The organism is Pseudomonas sp. A39, from assembly GCF_058145955.1.
This window is the reverse complement of sequence record NZ_JBYVMD010000001.1, coordinates 263017-281373: the sequence shown is the minus strand read 5'-3', so window position 1 is coordinate 281373 and position 18357 is coordinate 263017. Positions and strand designations below refer to the sequence as shown.

Sequence of the window (18357 nt, the reverse complement as noted above, 5' to 3'; positions counted from 1 at the left end):
AGCACAGTATTGGATCGATCTGCTGGGCTAGTGTCTGCGACTTGACTTTTATAGAGAAAATTTTCAGTATTGCCACTGCGCCAATGACGGTGGCGTTCAGCCCTAGCTAGATAAAGCCTCTGCACCGTTGCTTCAACTTCTTCATCCCAGCCATCTCGAATGGTCAACGGAATACTAGGGTTCAACGTTGGCCGTGAGAGGTTTGGCCATGAGTCGTTTTGTTACCCCCTCCCTCAGTGCTTTCAAGTCGGATGCAGCTGTCCTGCTTCGCGATTTCCGTGACGGTTGTCCTGATGCCACAAATAGGCTCGCTCGGTATTCGCCTCGTCCCAAGACAGAAATCAAGCTCGCGACATGCCTGCGAACCATCGCCAGAGAATACGAGACCACATACGAGGAAATCACAGCTGAAGAGCAGCTGATTTCTAGGTACGCGCAGCATTCCTATGCGCAGGGGTACTGGAGGCAGCCCTACAGCGGCGAGTTTCGTCGCGCTCGATTCCTGCTTCAGTTTGATGCGCTTATTGAGTGCCTACGAGATCAGGTGCCCCTTGCCGTCGCCGCCAACAAACGAAATGTAGATTTCAGTGGCTTTCACTTCAGTAGCTTGCTTTTCAGCAGGATCAGTCAAGTGCTCGCTCGTAAAAAACTCCCTGACTTTAGCAATCTCCAGGCACCAGGAAGCCTCGTGCACTGGCACTGGGTATTGGATGTGAAGAGTTTTAAGAACTCAAATTTGAGTGACGCAAAATTCTATTCGACGAGCGTCGATCCATTGGTTCTACCGGGGGTCAATTGTTGGATGGCAGACTTCGACAGCGCCGACTTAACTGGGGCGGATTTCCGCGGATCCTACCTTAGAGGTGCGAGTTTTTGTAGCGCGAAATTGGAAGGCGTGGATTTTCGTAATGCCAACATTTTCGAATGCAATTTCACCCGTGCTCAAGGGGCATTTGTGGGTGGTAACGTTCCGGATGATGATTGGGACGTAGGGCCAAAGGGGCTCATTGAACCGGACGCCGAATTCACGTCGCGGTGATGTATTTGGAAAGCTCATCACCTCGCTTTGTAGCCCAATCCTAGCCGCTCACATTGCTCAACTGTCTATCGAGCCAGGCAGGCGCCAGCCCCATTTACGGGGCTGGAATCTAATTGTTAGCGTTTATCTGGAGGTGCTTTTCGGTTGATAGCCGGTTCTTCAGATCTTCGCTGATATTCAGTAGTGGGAGGCGGAGGAGGTGGAGTCTTGTTCTCGTTGTTCTGCAGGTTCTTGTCTGTCATGAGGTCAGCTCTCTGATGGTTGTGAGAATCGCAAGTAGCATGAAAAACCCGGCGCCCCAGACAAGTTCGCTGTAAGCCAAATCAAGAGGCTTAGATTTCGCGTCGATGGCAACTTGGAGTTTTCCGATGGTGTCAATGTAGCATTTGTAAATGTGGAGCTTTTGCTGTTCAGCGTCTACGGCAAGCAAATACTCTGCAGTCTTACGACTCGATGGTAGGCTCGGACAATCGCAAATGCGTAATGCGCTGAAAGCATGCCCCCAAGAGCAAGCCACGCAGATGGCGGTAGCAGCAAATGAAATGAAGATCAGTGCAGCGAAAGGGGATGTCACCTGGAAAAGTATTCCGTTTTTCAAACCTGCCAACGCGCTCAAGGCCGCAATCCCAATCGATACCGCAGTCAGAAATTTTGCACATTTGTTTTCGAAGTGATCAAAGCGACCCTGTTCCTCTTTGAAGCGATCTTTCAGGTAGCTGATTGTCTCGTCCATATCAGTACGTATCCGTTTAAAAAGCGTGAAGGCTGTATAGAAAATCGAGTGGGCCACTCTACAGGGATTGCTATGATCAAGCTTCAGTCAAGGAGCGGCGCATGAGCATTGAAATGTATCGAAGGCAGGTCAACACGTGTCAGCAAAACATCGCAAAACTGCAAGCTGACAAGGGAAAGCTTTCGGTTAAAGCCGCAGCGGCATTGAAGAAAAAGCAAGACGCTTTGGCTGCCGCTGGCAGGTCTACTAGCTCTTCTACAATCAACATGAAGTTGCGAGAGGCGGATCGTTATGCATCCGATAACAGCAGGGCCACGATCGAAATGGCCAAGCTCGATAGCAAGATTGCCGATGAGCATAAGAAGCTTGTGGCCGCTCAAAGCAAGGTTAGCCAGGAGGAGACTCGCGAGCTGAAGAAGCAGGATGCGGCTAAGAAAAAGCGCGATGCCGATCTCAAGAAGCAACAGGCCGATCATAAACGCACAGAGCAGGCCAGAGAGCGACGTATGCGTGAGATGGGAGCAGGGCTGGCCAGGCATGAAGATTTGCACGCAGAAGCGGCCTTGCAGATTCAGATGCTGAAGGCATTACCTGAACAGATTACCGTACTTTTCATGGCGTCGGATCCCGGGACAAACAAGCTCGCGCTTGATGAGGAGGCTAGGTCTATTGGTGAAAAGCTCCGAGCGTCACAGCATCGGGATGCCGTAAATTTTCAGACGCGTTGGGCGGTCAGGCCGATGGATATTCTTCAGGCTATAAACGAACTCCACCCGACGATTGTGCATTTTAGTGGTCATGGCACCTCGGCAGATGCATTGGTTCTTCAGGATGATCATGGTAGGCCGAAGCATGTTTCCAAGGAGGGGATCGTCAGCGCAATCGCCTTCGGCTCTGATAGCGTCAAACTTGTGTTTTTCAATACGTGTTTCTCTTTCAATCAAGCGCGTAGCAGCGTTGAAAAGATAGATGCTGCCATTGGTATGAATCGTGAAATCGGCGATGAAGCTGCTCGGGTATTCTCATCCCAGTTTTACTCCAGCATTGGCTTCGGCCACTCAATCCCTAAAGCATTTGCACAGGCCACATCTGCGCTGATGATGGAGGATCTCACTCAGTGCGATATTCCAGAGCTCTATCTGAAGGAGGGGCTTTCGGACGAAGATTTGACGCTTGTGCGTCCTTCGACAACGTCAAATAAAAAACCCTGACTTTAGGAGTGACAGTGAGCGATGGGTGATTACGTTCGTCGCGTGGCCGCGCCTTTGGTGCATGAAGACGCGATCGAGCATGCAAGGACTTAGACCGGTATCGCATCTCTCTCAGGATTCCAAAGCCGCTCAACAGCCCAGAGCGGCTGACGCCCCTGAAATAGTCGTATAGCTTTGATATAAGCGTCGTAGGTCGCACGATCAAAGGTTGTCCAAGTTGTGCCCAGTTTCTTGGCAATTTTGAGCTTACGACGAAATTCCTCGAGATCGCATTCCTGATCTATGGACTCCGCTGAGTCTAGGGCCTTCAATAACACCGCATCGAGCGGAGGGTGCACACCTTTCGTGTGCGGATGATCATGATGTCCAGCGCAGACGATTTTCAGTTTCAAATACATGTTTACAAGCTTTTGAGCACGACCGTAGCTACAGAATAAAGGCTCTGTGGTGCTTGGCCCGCCTTTCGGACGCTTTGTGTAAGTGAGGCCTTGGGAAGCTGCCATGACAGCTTGTATCCGCTCATTTATAAATTCGTCCATTAGTTCAGGAGGCGGCAGTTGATCCGCTGTTTTGATTGATCCCAAACCAGAACGCTCGATTAGATATCTCGCGACTGCTATGGTGTGCCCAGGCCCTTGCCGAGAATAGGCACGACCAGCTCCCCAAACGGCGACACGATGCCGGTGCTCATGAATGTCGTACATAATTAGTTCCCGTTTCTCAATTTGCTTCCGAAGAAAGCCTATCCATGTATAAAGGTTTCACCGCGCTGACCTCGCGTTTCACTCAGAACGTATGTGAACGTGTTAAATGCGAAGGGCCAACACGAAGCATTCTCTTCAGTTTGTCGCGGTGGTCGTACCCGGAGCGGGGCCTTCACTGAACGTGTAGTTGATGACTACGTCGTTGCGGATAAGAACGTCGAGGGTTTTCTGAGTGCCAGTGGTCGTGACCTTCATGGTGACCAAGTAGCTCTGGGCATGTGCTGAGCCATTGGTGTAGGTGTAGATCCACTTCTCGTCGGTTTCGCTGACGGCGCTCTTGGCGTAGGGCTCACCAAGCAGCGACTTCAACTCAGAGGTGGTGGTTTTGCCTTTAGTGATGCTCGCCACACTGGCCGAAGGAAAGTCTCTACCTGCGGTGAAGTGCGACGTAGCGCAACCGCCCAGTGCCAGACAAATGGCCATAACTGCGATCAAATTTTTCATGGTCGTCCTTGATAATAGAAATTCTGAATTTAACTGGAGGCGAAGCTAAAAGCCATCACGCTTTTATCCGCTGATTTTCGCTACATCGACTTAATGGATACCGCTTCCACGTACCTGTACTTCTTACTAGGGCTTCACAGCCGTTTTGCGCTTGCCCCTCCGGGTACGGCTGTCGTAAACCGAACCGGCTGCGCCTGGTTTCGGCCCTACGGGCTTCCATCCTCAAGCCTTCGGCCTGAAGGGCCGGCGCGCTCCGCTTGCACTCTGGGTACACCCTCACTTGGGTAGCACGACCGACTTGGTCTTTGAACGATGGCATCACCTGCAATATGCCTTGGCCATACGCTTACGAATCAAGTAGCACAAGAGCACAGCATCGAAGGGTTAGTGATGGAATTCAGGGGTTGCGGAGTGCATTCGACTTGAGTGAGTTTAGGTTTCACTTATTCACGTTCCTTGAAGGGAAAAGCTTTGCGAATTCAACTATTGATTCAATGAATTTAGGGTCAAAGGAGGAAGCATCCATTCCCGAGAAAGAGGAGCTACGATCAATATTCCAATGCTGAAATACCTCCTTTAGCTCCGTCCATTGAGTTTTCTCACCAAAAGCACGCAAATAGAACTCTCCGAAACGTATCGCATGAATGCGATCTGAGCACTTCAGGGCCTCGCTCGCGTAAGACTTTCCGAGGGTAAATGCGTACTTCGCGCATGCTCCGAGTAATCCAATCACAAGAAGCGCCTTCAGCGCGGCAAGGATGAGACTTTGGCTTGGCAGAGCTGTTTGCGCACTCGCACTAGCAAGGCCAAGCAGCCCGAAGCCGATACCAATCAGTAGTGATAAGAACCCGAGGGAATACCACAAATAACCAAGGCGCCGGTCGCGCACCTCCAATCCCGCGAGAGAATCTATGGCTATTTTGATGTAATCAGCAGCGTTGGTTTGAAGCTTCTGAGCGACTTCGGAAGCCTCAATTTCTATCGCTGCGCGCCTCCCGATGAAAACCGAAACTGCTGTTTCGATCTTCTGGCAAATCTCATCGAGATTTTTATCAGGCTGGATGATTGCGTGAATATCCTGAAGTGCTAAAGGTGGTGGGCTGTGGTCGATGATTAGCGGCACGATCAGCATTCGACCGGATTCAGATGCGTAAGCTCTAGCTGCGCCAACCTCGGTCAATACGTACTGTGACTGCGTCGTATTCTCCGATATCACAACTATAAAAACTTCAGCCGATTTCAACCGCTGATCTAGGGCCGAGCGCCAATCCGTTCCCGCCGAAAGAGTGTCAATATCGTAGCCAAGGTTGTGCCCCTCGCTTTTTAGGCGCTGAGCTAGCGTAGTAACAAAGGATTGGTCGCTTCGCTGGTATGAAATATAAATATTTGCCATAAACTAAACCTTCCATGTTTATTTAAAGCGCCCTGATCTGCTTGAGCGCCGAGATATCAACGGAACATTACGGCGTGATCAGCACTGTGTCCATAAGTCTGTTTTTTGACGATAGCAGCCGGGCTGTATTAACCGCACAGCGCAGTAATTTATACAGGGCTGCTACCTAGCCTTTACCGTCCACAACTGATCAACCTTCGTCGTGTAGCTCTGACTCATCAGCTCCCGACGCATTGCCCAACTGGGAGCAGCAGGCACGCTGGCTAAACGCAGCACTCCCTTTCCCCAGCGGCCATTGATCTCATCCAGGACGGTCATCACCTTGTCCGCCGTAACAGGCTGGGAATGTGTAAACAGGTCGTCCGTGAATTCACCGGGCTGTCGCAAATCCATCAAGAGAACCTCCGCCTTGCTGTATTTGAAGCCTGGTCGGAAGAGGCGATTGACCGCTTCGGTTGCAGCTTTGGTCATGAGTCGAACGTCGTTTGTCGGGTAGGGTAGTTCGACCAGTGCGCCGTTCGCGTACTTCGCTTCTTCGGGATTGAACATGCCTGTCCTGATACTCACGCGGATCTTCTTGCACAGCGAGTTTTGCGCTCTGAGCTTTTCCGCCGCCCGTTGGGTATAGGTGGCGACGGCCTCCTTGATCGGCTCGATCTGCGTCAGCCTGCTGCCGAACATCCTGCTACAGCAAATCTCTTGCTTGGGTGGGTCAGCTTCGCCCAGTTCCAGACATGGGGTGCCGGCGAGCTCCCGTGCCGTCTTTTCGATCACGACGCTGAATTTCTGGCGAAGCATCCACGGATCGGCTTTCGCCAAGTCCATTGCAGTCTTGATGCCCATCGTTTCCAGGTGTGCCTTCATGCGCCTGCCGATGCCCCAGACCTCGCCGACATCGGTGTTGCGCAGCGTCCAGTCCCGTTTGAACGGGTCGCACAGATCCACCACACCACCGGTGATATCCAACAGCCTTTTGGCGGTATGGTTGGCGAGCTTGGCCAGCGTCTTGGTGCGTGCGATGCCTACACCGACAGGAATGCCTGTGCGTTTGAGAAGCGTGGATCGCATGTGCCGTCCGAATGCAGACAGATCGCCTGTGACGCCGGTCAGATCGGCAAACGCCTCGTCGATACTGTAGACCTCAAGCGCAGGCACCAACGACTCGATGATCGTCATGACGCGCTCGCTCATGTCGCCATAGAGCGCGTAATTACTGCTGAACGCGACAATACCGTTTCGGCGCAGGTGATCTTTGATTTGAAAGTACGGCTGGCCCATTTTCACAAAAGGCTTAGCGTCGTAGCTGCGCGCGATTACGCAGCCGTCGTTGTTCGAAAGCACCACGATGGGTGTCTTGGCTAGGTCTGGTCTGAAAACGCGCTCGCAGCTCGCGTAAAACGAGTTGCAGTCAACCAGGGCGAAGATTGGCTCAAGTGTTGTCATGATCGCGGACGCTGTATTTCACCACTCCCCAGATCACAAGCTCGTCCCCTTCCATCACATGCCTTGCTGGATATTTTGGATTTTCGGACAGGAGGATCACGGCGTTGTCACGTAGATGCAGGCGCTTGCAGAATGGCTCGGAGTTGAGAGCTGCGATGACAATATCCCCACTGACCGGATCTACACTTCGATCAACAACTACGAGATCCCCGGAATAGATACCTGCGCCCTGCATACTGTCTCCGTCGATCCTCACCAGGTACACGTGCGGGGCTCGAATTTCGAACAGCTCATCAAGGGAGATGTGCTTTTCGATGTGATCAGCCGCAGGGGAGGGGAAGCCCGCCGGCACCTTGGATGAATAAAGGGGCAGCTTCCTACCGCCAGTAGCGAGCGGGCCGAGGATGGTGATGCTCATGATGCAAGCCTTAAGTTTTAGACTGTACGTATATACAGTTAACGATTTGCATCGCTTGCGGTCAATCTCATAAGCATCACTATTCGACGGGTGACAGCATGTGCGGACGCTACTCGATCTACGAATCGATGGATTACTACCTGAAGGCGCTCGCGCCAGAGCAGTTGGTGATCAACGGCTACGATCTTTGGCCAGTAGAGCGATACAACGTCGCACCCTCGACCCGCGTGGAAATTATTCGCTCCTTAGACGAAAAGCTGAGCATTGATAAGGTGAAGTGGGGATGGTCGCCATTTTGGGCGAAAGGAAAGCGTCCTGATCCGATAAACGCCAGGGTTGAAACACTCGTAACAGGGAAGTTTTTCAATCAGCTCTGGCCAAACGGTCGCGTCCTTGCACCGGCGAACGGGTGGTTTGAGTGGGTCAAAGATCCGGCTGATGCAAAGAAAAAGCAGCCTTACTTCATAACCCTGAAAGAGCAGGCTCCGATGTTCTTCGCTGGTTTAGCAGAGGTTCACCACGGCCTGGAGCCAGACCCTCGCGACGGCTTCGTCATCATCACCGCCGCCAGCGATCAAGGGATGGTAGATATCCATGATCGGAAACCGCTGGTTTTGGCTCCTGAGCACGCCCGCGAATGGATCGCCTCAGATACTTCCCCTGAACGTGCGCGGGAAATCGCGATGAAACACTGCCGGCCTGCCACCGATTTTCATTGGTATAAGGTGAGCAAGGCTGTGGGTAGCGTTCGTAATCAGGGCCCAGAATTGGTTAAGCCGCTCTCAGGGGCGTCAGATGTCGATGAATGATCAACCTGAGTCGTACATCCCGTTGGCTGTAGATGTTGATGGACGGCAACTGGAGCGTTGTCCTGCCTGTCCATGAGTAGTTCTTGTCAGCTTTCATCAAGAACGGACATCGCTTAGATCAACCACCAGTTTTGACACCCGGCATACCTGAGACTGCCCAGATACCGGCTGGTACTGTAGGGGTCATGTGGTGGGATTATTCGCCCCGAAGAGTTGGACACCATTAGGGTGGCCTGACATAAATTAAGGACAAATTATGTTCAGCAAATCTCAGATCATTACCATCCCAGTCCTGATCTCGTCGGTACTTTTACTCACCGGTTGCCCCCCATCACCGGAATTCACCCGATGGCAACGCACTTCGACCTCTGTAGATGGTGTAAGAGCTGCAATGGCAGAATGCGGCGACCCTGTGGCAGGGCCACAAAACCATTTCCCAATAAACGAACAGATAATTCACTTTCAGTGTATGCAGCGCCTCGGTTTTACCCGTAAAGACGGCTTTGAATACTGTGAAATAATGAAGAATATGCCAGCCTGCGTCGAAGAAAGGCAGGGTCGTCCGCTCAGTTTGTCGCAGCTCGAAGCGTTGCCGTTTGTAGAGGATGAAGCATTTCACCCAATCAAGCCTAATTCTGGTCGGGATGAACGTATGCAGGTCTCATGGCGTAAAGCGGGAGCATCACTCCATTTCTCAGTCCAGGTAGCCAATGATAGTGAAGCCTTGCCGGTGATGTATGCATGCGGCTATGCGAAGCCACTTGGGTCGAATCTGGACGTCGCAAGCATCGGTCGCACTGCAGAAGTGCAGCGCTGCATGATTGATCACGGCTTTGAGCCCAAAAATAAAATTATGCTGGTTTGCCAGACCTACCCACAAGTGACGGGCTGTTCGTCGACAACGCCGCCGAGCTGATTCAGATAGAGAGCGGAGTGAAGAGGGGCTTGCTCGTGAGAAATAAGAGATCTTCCTAAGCGCACGACGTTCTACCTCATGAGCCCAGCTACGTTTCTACATCGATTTGACCGATACCACTTCCACGTACTTGTACTTCTTCCTCGCAGCCTTCACAGCCTCCTGCTCAGCAAGCAACGAGCTCAACGTATCAGCCTCGTGAATCAACTCGATCATTTTCCCTTCAAATTCGTTTCCAACACGTAACGTGACCCTCAGCCTTGGCGTAAATGCTTTCGCCACTTTCTTCTTCACTTGGGGAGCTTCTGCTGGCTTTGTAGGTACCACTTCTGGCTCAGGCTCCTGTACTTGAGGCGCAGACACCTGGTCTTCGGGCTGAGGCGTACCGAATAGGGCACGACGCATTTCTTCTTCAGTTAATTCAGAGCTCATAGAACATCTCAAAGGGGGCGGTAATCAGCTCGACGAATTCTACTAGGATGGCTGCTCCAGCGTGTCCTCTGGAAGCATGTATACCCACTGTGAATTCGGGCTACGTGCTCGCAACATTTCAACGTGGTAGCGGGCCTGATAGCGATAAAAATGATGCAACGTAAGCTAGGCTATTGAGGGCTTAAGGGGTCATCGCAATGGTTGTCTGGCTTCGTCTTCGACAACTGAGTGAACTGCTCCAATGCGTTTTGGAAGGCCTCCAATGCGAAGCTTACCGGCTTGCTCTCGGCGATCCATTTTGTCGAGATTCCAACTTCCAGTTTGTCCGAAATACTTCGACCGAAGCGCCGCCAGTGTACGGTGTCAGCCTCGATTACCTGCTCAGCGACCAAGACGATACAGTCGAAATTCATGTCATCGCTACAGACCAGCAACGGCACGATTGTGGAGCTTCCATCCTCCGCCGGAATGATGCGACGGTTCGCAAGAGCGTCTTCGTCTTCGTCGATAAGCCAGATTAGAGAAAGACCAAGGCTTGCGACGTCTGACCATTCGAGATGAGTGGACAGCCATTGCTCAATGCCAATGCCGTCAATCATTAACCATGCGCAAGCGCTCCTGGCGAATCCAGGTCGGTAGTAAGCGGCGCTGATAACTTGGTGCATGGCGAAGTCCTTTAGTGCGGTGCGGCTGGGTCATAGAGAATGATGATACTCCAGTGGTATTAAGCCTATCGTCGTAGCGCCTGCTTCAAGCCGAACGCCTAAACCAGATCAACAGCCCTGACCTCCTTAGCTCGTTGAAGGACAAAGCTGGCACCTTGTACTGTGCAGGATCTGAATCAAACTACAAGGAGGCGTGAGGTGCGCGACAAGCAGATTTGGGAACTGACAGCGAGCGATCTGCACGATGTTGGGGTATGGTGCTTTCCGATGGACGAGTCCGTTGAGGATGAATGCACAGTCCGACCTTGTGTTGAGGAAGTAGGCTTGGCGATGATCGTGCGAGCCGAATTTTGCGATGCCGATGGCACTCGCTATCTGGGGTACGTGCACTGGAGTCTGGTTGAACATATTGGCCATCGACAACCCACGCTGTTCCTCAATGACGGCACAGCTGTCTCGTTCTGGGGAGGAATTGTTAAACCCTCCTGGGATGAAGCCTCAGATGAAGCGAAACGGATTTCTTTCCCCATCACATTTAAGTCTGAACCGTTACTCGGGCTCACGCCGATGGTTGGTTTCCTAGAAGGGATGTATTACTTAGATAGCAATGACCAGATTTCTTGCCTTCGATAGGTGAAAGGTAAGGGCAATAGCTACGCTAATCTGGCTTACACCAGAGCCAGAATGCGGCAAAAAAGCCAGCGCATGTCGACCGGTTCTGGCCGTTTCAGCCGATCACCTCAGGCAGAAAACGGTCAATAGCGGATTGTCGTTCCCATCCGGAGCGGACAAGGAATCGTTCATGGATGTGATCTGCTATAAGGGATAATCGACAGGTTTCAATCAAAAAAACTCAACATACCAATCTCTGGAACGGTTGAAACGGTGGAAAAAATCAAGTTGATCAAAGCGATGATGAAAGCCGGTCGGGCTAAAGATCTACTGGCATTCGTCGAAGGTGAGTCCCCCTACCTGACTGATGCGTCGGAGGGCGTACCAAATGCGCTAGAGCTGAGGCGCAATTGGATTCTGGTCGTTTATCACCTGCGATTTGTATCTATATTTGGGCACGAAAAATCTCCTCAGAAATGGAAAGGCAAAATTTTGGCGTCATATCCTTCTGACTTTGAGTTTTGGCTTGGCGCCGGAGCCCCAGGGATTGCGGAAGTGGATCTGCAGGCTTATCTGGCAGACTACCCTCTGTGAAGTTATCCAGAGGGCTGGCGGTCTAGAGCCGGTGTCACGCTTTATATTGAGTATCGTTCGGGTGTCCGCTGAGGGTCGGTGGCAGCGCTTCATTACAGGCTACTACCGACCCATAGCAGCCCTTCACGTTCTGCGACAGTCGGCCAGAAGCTGGCACTCACGGATGAGCGCCCCCACAACACCGAAAAAAGCTGTTATAGCTGTGTTCATCACTTGTCACTGATCAGGTGAAATGACTAGGCTTACCGGAATCTCGCCTGCAACTCTCGATAGTTCTTTTTTCAGTGCCACAGGGTTTTTAATCAAGCCGCAAGGGTCATAGACGAAGAAGAGAATTGCCTGGCAATCCGGGTGGGCACGATAGCGTGCGATATCTAATATAAGGTCGTCCGCCAGCGATCTTACTGTCATGCCAGCGCGTGTCATTTTCAGTTCAACAACGAGCCCATGGTCAGGTAGGAGAAAGTCTAGACGCGTACCGCCAGCTGCCAGGCTTGGGGCAGGCTCCTCTGGCTTCACATTATCGAATTGCATCCTCAGCAGTGCATTCACCAGAAACTGTAAATCGTATTCATCCTTGACCTGGATACCGTTTCGACCGCGTGGGCCGTGTTCCAGATCTTTAGCGAAACGATGAAAGCGCTCCAGCAGGCGTTCGACGGACTGGTCGGCACGCTCAGATGTCGCTGGCTGATCTAGACAAAAGTGCGCCTGCAAAATCTGCTCTTCAAACCGGCGCTGTGCTTTGGGCGGGCCCAATAGGAAAAGTAAAACAACCAACCCGAGCAGTGCTACTTCGATGCCCAAAAACACGATAAAATAGTTAGTGGAGAGCGATACTCTGTAGTGTCCAGCAAGTTTGTATTTAGTGCCTCCTCCCTCTCTGGGCTCGTCCCGCGCGACCAATTCCAAGTTGAATGCGACTGTCACGCCGCGAACCTGTTGTACCCCCTGTACACCATGCAGTGCGTCTAGGCCAACCGTCCCTTGGTTGTATAGGGCGAGCAAAGCGTATGCCTCAGAGGCAGCTTGCTTGTACGGCTCACTATTGATCACCTCAAGCACTGCAGAGTTCGTGACTTCCGAATCCTCGAAGATTGGCGCAACCCACAAAAGATATAGGAGGATAGGCATCATAGGCAGCATGGCGGACGAAACTTTGGCAAGTATTCGCCACCGTCGAACCGACATCATCAATTCGCCTAGCGTGCTATGTTCGCTGCTTCTCGCAAAAGCTGTATGTATCCAATTCAGCAACGTGACTTCCCCAATGTTCAGTTATGCAAGGTGCGCATCATGCACTCAGACTGTGTGTTGACTTTTTATCGACGCATAACAGAGCCACTTTAAATTCTGCGAAGTTGTACTCTATTTGACACTGTTCGCATTCGAACTGACCAGCCATCTCATTCCAAATCACCAACGATGTATTGGATCTGGAAGGAGCAACCGAGAGTCTCCTGAATAGCTTACAGGTAAGTCTGCTGCTGAGCGCGAGCGTTCCCGATTGAACGACCGCTTTTGGCCGTTAGCCGACCTCGGCCAAAGGCAGCTATGGATCGAAAGCGGCCCGTCCTGGCGGCGAATATCTGTCTGAACGCTTTCGGCTACTATACCTTCTGGCCGCTGGGCGCCATCCAAGCTTCGGGATATTGCATGGAAACTGTCGACGCAAACCGCCTGAAGATCTGGCAGGCACTTTCAGAGTTTTTTCTCGATACTGAGATCACCGACTCGACTTTTGACTATGTCGCTCGCGTAGTCTTGGAAACAGGCTATTCGCCCCAAGAAATTCACAGCATCCTGTGGGGTGAAGTTTTCCCGGCACTTGAGGAAAACCTCAAATCCGTTGCAGGTGAATGGGTGGGATGGACAGATGAATGGCTATTAGAGCATCTGTCGGTATGTGAGGTCTCTACAAGCAAATTGGGTGACAGCAGCCTTATTAAAGAAATCAGAAGATGCTGGGGCCAAGTGGCAACCCGGCTTTCGCCGGCATATGACTGAAACTCGACTTCATCCAATGCCCCTGGTGGCTACCGGCTAGATGTGGGCCTTGATTGATGGCCGCTTCTGGCCGATTACTGCCGCTCGTGACGGGCAGCTATCGGCCAAGAGCAGTCGCTCAGATGTGTCTATAAAACTAGGCGCGATTCAACCCGCCGACATTCCGACGCAGCCTCTTTAGGGCGCGCGTTTTGTTTCAAATAAGTGGCAACATTTACGAGGCTGTGCCAGCATCCGGCTACAAACTTTGGCAAGGAAGCTGAGCAATGCTCGATGCTCTGGAAGGCACGCCACTCTGGGTTTACGGCGCATTTCTCTTGGTCTGCTACTACGGGTTGAGTGCCAGGAAAACCAATGCTGAAAGTCAGCGGTCGCTGATCATCACACCGGTTATTTTGGTGATCTGGTCACTCCTTTCTCTCAGGTATGCTGACCGCGTTGAGTTGACCGTGGGCAGTTGGTTCACTAGGTGGCTTAGTCGCATTTGCACTATTTCCTCGACGCGGACTGACTTTAGACGAGGAGGGCAAGCACCTGATCGTGCCTGGGACATGGAAAGTTCTTGGTATCTCGCTTCTCTTTTTTGCCGTGAAATACTTCATCGGTTATCAAGCTGCCGTACATCCAGAATTCTCGGCCACTCTGGAAATGCTCGTCCTTGCTGGTTCCGCATCAGGGTTTACCGTTGGCTTGTTCTGCGGACGCGCGGGTGTCTTCTACTTGGCGTGGCTTGCACTACGAGATGCCCATGAAAACAAACGCACTCTTTGAACTCGCTCGTTGATAGCTCGATGCACTCCACCAGAGAGGGGCGGGCAGTTAGCGACAGGCTGTCGTAGTGTTCATTGTTTGGCCCAGACTAAGGCGGTCAGACCACTAATAACGTGAGGTAAACTTGAGCTATCACGTCATACACAGATACGGCGCCATGAGCTCCAACCCTGGCATACACACGTTCCCTGAGCTTCTCGCCGAACTGAAAACTCGCCCGGAAGATGAGGAACACGGTGTTGTTTCGGTGACCGACGAGGCTGACTGGTGCATTTCGGTGAACCTGTCACGAACCGTCACTTTTGAAAACCTAGAGTCCGGCGAGCCTCGCAACATGAAGGGCGTTCCAGAGACAAAGATCTTGGAATTGTGGCGTCTATTGGTCGATGGAGACCTTGCAGCAATCGAGCAGGAACCATGGCTGCCTGGTTACCTCTAGGTTACCGCCGAAGGGCAGCTATCGGCCAATAGCAGACATTTGAATCCCATTCTTGCGGCTCAGACTCTAGTAGCGAATCTGCTGGAACAGGCGAGAAAAAAAGGCGCCAAATTGGCGCCTTATCGCTGCTAAGCAACTTTGATCACTACTTTTCCAAATGCTCCCCTCGCGAGATGCTCGTAAGCTTCTCGTGCTTTCTCGAACGGATATACCTGGTTGATCACGGGACGAATCTTGTATTCGTTGAGGAACGCATTCATCCGGTCGAACGATGAGCGCGGCGCTACAGCGATACCGCGGATGGTCGTCTGGCGAAAGATAAGTGGCATCAGATTGAGTTCAACGGTCTGCCCTGTGAGAAAACCGATCTGCGCAATACGCCCCGATGCCTTGGTCGCCGCGACCGATTGATTGATGCCGCTGCCTCCGGCCACATCGAGGAGCAGATCCACGCCCTTGCCTTGGGTCAGCTTCAGCACTTCCTCCGCCCAGTTCGGTGTCGTTCTGTAGTTGATGCCCGCCACGGCCCCCAGATCCTTCACGGTTTGCAAATTCTGGTCGCTGCTCGATGTTGCAATTACCTTCGCGCCAAGCGCAGTAGCGATCTGCACGGCGAATATCGACACGCCTCCAGTGCCTTGAACCAATACGGTCTGGCCCGGCTGGATTTGTCCAAAATCCACCAGCGAATACCAAGCCGTGAGCGCAGCAATAGGAAGTGTTGCCGCCTCTTCGTCGCTCATGTTGTCGGGTGCGCCGACGGCGCTGTCTTCATGGATGATCATGTATTCGGCCAAACCGCCGGGCAACGGCGAGCCGAAGCAGTAATCGGGTTCGTTCGGCCCTGGCTCGCCATCCAGCCAGCGTGAGTAGAGATGGGAGTTGACGCGATCACCGACTTTAAAGCGCGTGACGTTTTCACCAATCGCTACCACCGTGCCGGCGGCATCGCTCACGGGGATCAACGGTTTGGGCACCATGTGCGGTTCGTAAATGCCGTCGACGATAGCCTTGTCGCGAAAGTTGAGCGAGACAGCACCGACCTTTACCAGCAACTCGCCAGCCTTGGGCTGAGGGGTCGCTACCTCTCCCAATTGCAGATTGTCGAGTCCGAAATCTTTCAATAACCAAGCTTTCATTGCGAATCTCCAAATACACGCCAATGGCCTCGAACCAGAGTCGGTTCCGCCTTGGGTGTATTTTTCGCTTTTGACCGTGCGCAATAAATGCGTATGAAAAGACATGATTGTTCTATTCTTAGATAACAATCTCTCGATTCAATCGGTTTTGATAGGAACGCGTCATGGAACTGCTTCAATCGATGCGACTTTTCGCCAGGCTTGCCGAACTCGGCAGCTTTACTAAAGCCGCCGAATCGCTGGACATCGGCCGCCCTCAGGTGACTCGGTACATCCAGGAGCTGGAGACGTCATTGGGCGTGCGCCTGTTTCAGCGCACCACGAGAAAGGTGGCCCTTACCGCCGAGGGCGAGAGATTCTATGAGCGGGTACAGGAGATCTTGGCTGATATTTCTGCTGCGACTTCGATGTTCGACCGATCTGGAGCAACACTCACGGGCCGACTTCGCGTCGATATTCCGACCGCTTTCGCGCAAATGGAATTCATCAAAAGCCTAAAAGAATTCACCACCTCCTACCCAGGTATCAACATGGTTCTGGGCGTGACTGACCGGGCCGTCGACCTGATTGGCGAAGGTATCGACTGTGCGTTGCGTATCGGCGATCTACCGGATTCAACCTTGATCGCTCGTCCTATCGCGATGGCGACCATGGTGACGTGTGCCGCGCCCGAGTATCTGCACGAGCACGGCGAACCCGAGACACTCGACGATCTGGCCTCCCATCGAGGCGTCAACTTCCTATCCGGTCAGAGCAACAGAACATTACCTTGGCATTTTTCGGTGAATGGTGAGGATCAATCATTTGTGACTAACGCCGGCATCACCGTCACCGAGTCAAATGCGTACGTGCAGTGTGGTGTTTCGGGTTTCGGAATAATCCAGGCCCCCGGGATTACCGTGGCCGAGCATTTAGCCAGTCGCGGTTTGGTGGAAATTTTAAAGCCCTATCGGCCAGCCCCTCGCCCTGTATCGTTGCTATACCCGAGCCGGACTCATCTGGCCCCCCAGGTTCAAGCTTTCATTGAGTGGCTGCAAATGCGTTTTCCGCAGCTTCATTCTGACTGGATGGAAGCATAGCGATCATTGAGTCTCGTATACGGTGGCTACCGGGTAGGAATGGTCACTCATGAACGTCCGCCCCTGGCCGATTGCTGCCTTCACGAGCGGCAGCTATGGGTCGGAAGCAGTCAGTCGCATGTACCTATAAATACTTGGGCCAATTCACCCTAAAGAGTTCAATGCCGACTCCCTCAATACCGTGCGACGCCTTTATGGCTTCATTGCGCCGACTCACAGGCCTTCAACGGCTCCTTCGGGTGCAATGCACAGATGTCGAAACCGTCACGCCGGGTATAGCCCGCACGCTTCATACATACAAATCGCTGGGCCATCTCTTGGAAGCTGGCATTAGGATCGATGCCGGAGCCATTTTTCTCACCGCAAGCTAGCATGGACGCCAAGACATCATTCCTGCTCGCTCCCGGCTTCTCCCATAAGTCAGCATCAGCCGTAGGGGGCTGAAAAGGCTCGCTGAAACATGCGGTGACGAGGGGGCAAATCAACAGCGCAAATGCCACATTTTTGAGCCACATGATCAATCTCCTTATTTTCTGGTGCTGACGGGCATCAGCGCGGGCTCGCCTTCCGGCTAATAATCTTGCACAGGCTCGTGTATCACTTTCATAACAGCTGTGCATAGTCGTGACACCGATGAAGATGTTACCCAACTCCTTTAACAAGCTACTGCCCTCAGGTAGCACGCTGAATCGTCCAAAATTTCGTAGGGACGACTGACCGCTTTTGGCCGATAGCTGTCAGTCGTTCCATAGGCAGCACGCCGTCGTGAACTGTGCCGGAATGCGTCTGAAGCCAGTGCTTTTCTTCCGTGCTGTGCTGATTATTAAGCTGGCAGTATTGAACAGGGGAGGGTGGGTTAAGGTTTATCCAAGCGCGGCCATCTGCATGTAAAACCAGGCGGGTCAGTCATGGGATTCCCCTTGTCTGTTCGTACTTGCGCCTTCAATTGTCCGACGTTGATCCGGGGCGTACTTTCCACCATTGGCGCGGTTGAGCTGCAGACGCTTGGAACGACCCGCTATGCCTGTAAGTCTACCTGTGTCTACTCACGGGTAAGGTACAGTGCAATGGATAAGACAATCACCGTCGATCAACTGGCGACCACTGACCTGAGATCAATCAACGAGATATGGCTCGGCGGGACTCATACCCAGCTATGCCTATGGCGTGGCGAACAGGTCTTCACCCACGAGATGATGAGCGAGGGCACCCACGATCAGAATGTCAGACGTCTTTGCGTGAAGGTGGTCAACCCTGGCGATCACGCTGCTGTGGCCAACGTTGAGTTGATGGTGCGCGAACGGCTGGAAAAGATGGGGAAGGAAGGCGAGTTTTATCCGGCTGAGGAGACGGACACTCATCGATAGCACCCAGCAGCTCTGGTAAAAAAATAGGGTCTCGGCTAGTCGTGAGTGCCTCAGTACGCCATTTGAGCATGTGTTGCGATTT

At 52.4% G+C, this 18357-nt stretch carries 21 protein-coding genes and 1 pseudogene; 11 read left to right on the top strand and 11 right to left on the bottom strand.

What is annotated here, in order from left to right:
- Positions 1-208: 208 nt before the first annotated feature.
- Positions 209-1039, top strand: a complete 831-nt coding sequence (locus AC3ZU9_RS01370; RefSeq protein ID WP_490090199.1) for a pentapeptide repeat-containing protein — start codon at positions 209-211, stop codon at positions 1037-1039.
- A 238-nt stretch (positions 1040-1277) separates the two neighbouring features.
- Here the strand turns inward: AC3ZU9_RS01370 and AC3ZU9_RS01365 are convergent, their stop codons facing one another.
- The gene (locus tag AC3ZU9_RS01365) at positions 1278-1772 is read right to left on the bottom strand and encodes a hypothetical protein (protein WP_490090198.1); all 495 of its coding nucleotides are present in this window, start codon (positions 1770-1772) and stop codon (positions 1278-1280) included.
- A 101-nt stretch (positions 1773-1873) separates the two neighbouring features.
- Between AC3ZU9_RS01365 and AC3ZU9_RS01360 the strand changes: the two genes are divergently transcribed.
- The gene (locus AC3ZU9_RS01360) at positions 1874-2983 is read left to right on the top strand and encodes a CHAT domain-containing protein (RefSeq protein ID WP_247267519.1); all 1110 of its coding nucleotides are present in this window, start codon (positions 1874-1876) and stop codon (positions 2981-2983) included.
- 89 nt (positions 2984-3072) lie between these two features.
- Here AC3ZU9_RS01360 and AC3ZU9_RS01355 read toward each other — a convergent pair whose 3' ends face one another.
- The 5 genes from AC3ZU9_RS01355 to AC3ZU9_RS01335 all read right to left on the bottom strand — a co-directional run bounded on the left by AC3ZU9_RS01355 (position 3073) and on the right by AC3ZU9_RS01335 (position 7445).
- A complete protein-coding gene (locus AC3ZU9_RS01355; protein ID WP_490090197.1) occupies positions 3073-3687 on the bottom strand; it encodes a hypothetical protein in 615 nt (204 codons plus the stop codon).
- 135 nt (positions 3688-3822) lie between these two features.
- A complete protein-coding gene (locus AC3ZU9_RS01350) occupies positions 3823-4191 on the bottom strand; it encodes a hypothetical protein (protein WP_490090196.1) in 369 nt (122 codons plus the stop codon).
- 439 nt (positions 4192-4630) lie between these two features.
- Positions 4631-5584: a toll/interleukin-1 receptor domain-containing protein gene (locus tag AC3ZU9_RS01345; protein WP_065945805.1), complete on the bottom strand. Its 954-nt coding sequence runs from the start codon at positions 5582-5584 to the stop codon at positions 4631-4633.
- Between the two features lie 162 nt (positions 5585-5746).
- Positions 5747-7027, bottom strand: coding sequence for a translesion error-prone DNA polymerase V subunit UmuC (gene umuC / locus AC3ZU9_RS01340; protein ID WP_490090195.1), 1281 nt, complete (start codon positions 7025-7027; stop codon positions 5747-5749).
- Complete coding sequence (locus AC3ZU9_RS01335) at positions 7014-7445, bottom strand: LexA family protein (RefSeq protein ID WP_490090194.1); 432 nt, start codon at positions 7443-7445, stop codon at positions 7014-7016. The genes umuC and AC3ZU9_RS01335 overlap by 14 nt, the downstream gene beginning before the upstream one ends.
- Before the next feature lie 98 nt (positions 7446-7543).
- On the opposite strand from AC3ZU9_RS01335, the gene AC3ZU9_RS01330 reads away from it, so the two are divergent.
- Complete coding sequence (locus AC3ZU9_RS01330) at positions 7544-8254, top strand: SOS response-associated peptidase family protein (RefSeq protein WP_490090193.1); 711 nt, start codon at positions 7544-7546, stop codon at positions 8252-8254.
- A gap of 256 nt (positions 8255-8510) precedes the next feature.
- Positions 8511-9170, top strand: coding sequence for a hypothetical protein (locus AC3ZU9_RS01325; protein ID WP_490090192.1), 660 nt, complete (start codon positions 8511-8513; stop codon positions 9168-9170).
- Between the two features lie 96 nt (positions 9171-9266).
- Here the strand turns inward: AC3ZU9_RS01325 and AC3ZU9_RS01320 are convergent, their stop codons facing one another.
- A complete protein-coding gene (locus AC3ZU9_RS01320; RefSeq protein WP_490090191.1) occupies positions 9267-9602 on the bottom strand; it encodes a hypothetical protein in 336 nt (111 codons plus the stop codon).
- A gap of 170 nt (positions 9603-9772) precedes the next feature.
- On the bottom strand, positions 9773-10267 hold the full coding sequence (locus AC3ZU9_RS01315; RefSeq protein ID WP_083357654.1) for a hypothetical protein: 495 nt from the start codon (positions 10265-10267) through the stop codon (positions 9773-9775).
- A gap of 198 nt (positions 10268-10465) precedes the next feature.
- Between AC3ZU9_RS01315 and AC3ZU9_RS01310 the strand changes: the two genes are divergently transcribed.
- Both AC3ZU9_RS01310 and AC3ZU9_RS01305 read left to right on the top strand, forming a co-directional pair.
- Positions 10466-10900, top strand: coding sequence for a hypothetical protein (locus AC3ZU9_RS01310; RefSeq protein WP_490090190.1), 435 nt, complete (start codon positions 10466-10468; stop codon positions 10898-10900).
- Between the two features lie 252 nt (positions 10901-11152).
- Positions 11153-11473 (top strand): hypothetical protein, encoded by a 321-nt coding sequence (locus AC3ZU9_RS01305; RefSeq protein WP_490090189.1) that lies wholly within the window; start codon positions 11153-11155, stop codon positions 11471-11473.
- A gap of 216 nt (positions 11474-11689) precedes the next feature.
- Here the strand turns inward: AC3ZU9_RS01305 and AC3ZU9_RS01300 are convergent, their stop codons facing one another.
- Positions 11690-12538 carry a PD-(D/E)XK nuclease domain-containing protein gene (locus AC3ZU9_RS01300; RefSeq protein WP_489096682.1) on the bottom strand — a complete coding sequence of 283 codons (849 nt, stop codon included), beginning with the start codon at positions 12536-12538 and terminating at the stop codon, positions 11690-11692.
- A gap of 591 nt (positions 12539-13129) precedes the next feature.
- On the opposite strand from AC3ZU9_RS01300, the gene AC3ZU9_RS01295 reads away from it, so the two are divergent.
- From AC3ZU9_RS01295 to AC3ZU9_RS01285, 3 genes and pseudogenes are all read left to right on the top strand, one after another.
- Positions 13130-13480: a DUF7079 family protein gene (locus tag AC3ZU9_RS01295; protein WP_490090188.1), complete on the top strand. Its 351-nt coding sequence runs from the start codon at positions 13130-13132 to the stop codon at positions 13478-13480.
- Between the two features lie 266 nt (positions 13481-13746).
- A pseudogene (locus tag AC3ZU9_RS01290) lies at positions 13747-14251 on the top strand (hypothetical protein).
- A gap of 157 nt (positions 14252-14408) precedes the next feature.
- On the top strand, positions 14409-14690 hold the full coding sequence (locus AC3ZU9_RS01285; RefSeq protein WP_489096685.1) for a hypothetical protein: 282 nt from the start codon (positions 14409-14411) through the stop codon (positions 14688-14690).
- Between the two features lie 128 nt (positions 14691-14818).
- On the opposite strand, the gene AC3ZU9_RS01280 is transcribed toward AC3ZU9_RS01285, so the two are convergent.
- Entirely contained in the window at positions 14819-15829 is a 1011-nt protein-coding gene (locus AC3ZU9_RS01280; protein WP_490090187.1) for a zinc-dependent alcohol dehydrogenase family protein, read from the bottom strand.
- 164 nt (positions 15830-15993) lie between these two features.
- On the opposite strand from AC3ZU9_RS01280, the gene AC3ZU9_RS01275 reads away from it, so the two are divergent.
- Entirely contained in the window at positions 15994-16908 is a 915-nt protein-coding gene (locus tag AC3ZU9_RS01275) for a LysR family transcriptional regulator (RefSeq protein ID WP_490090186.1), read from the top strand.
- A gap of 200 nt (positions 16909-17108) precedes the next feature.
- Here AC3ZU9_RS01275 and AC3ZU9_RS01270 read toward each other — a convergent pair whose 3' ends face one another.
- Complete coding sequence (locus AC3ZU9_RS01270) at positions 17109-17423, bottom strand: hypothetical protein (protein WP_017530066.1); 315 nt, start codon at positions 17421-17423, stop codon at positions 17109-17111.
- 552 nt (positions 17424-17975) lie between these two features.
- On the opposite strand from AC3ZU9_RS01270, the gene AC3ZU9_RS01265 reads away from it, so the two are divergent.
- Complete coding sequence (locus AC3ZU9_RS01265) at positions 17976-18275, top strand: hypothetical protein (protein WP_056789366.1); 300 nt, start codon at positions 17976-17978, stop codon at positions 18273-18275.
- Positions 18276-18357 lie beyond the last annotated feature (82 nt).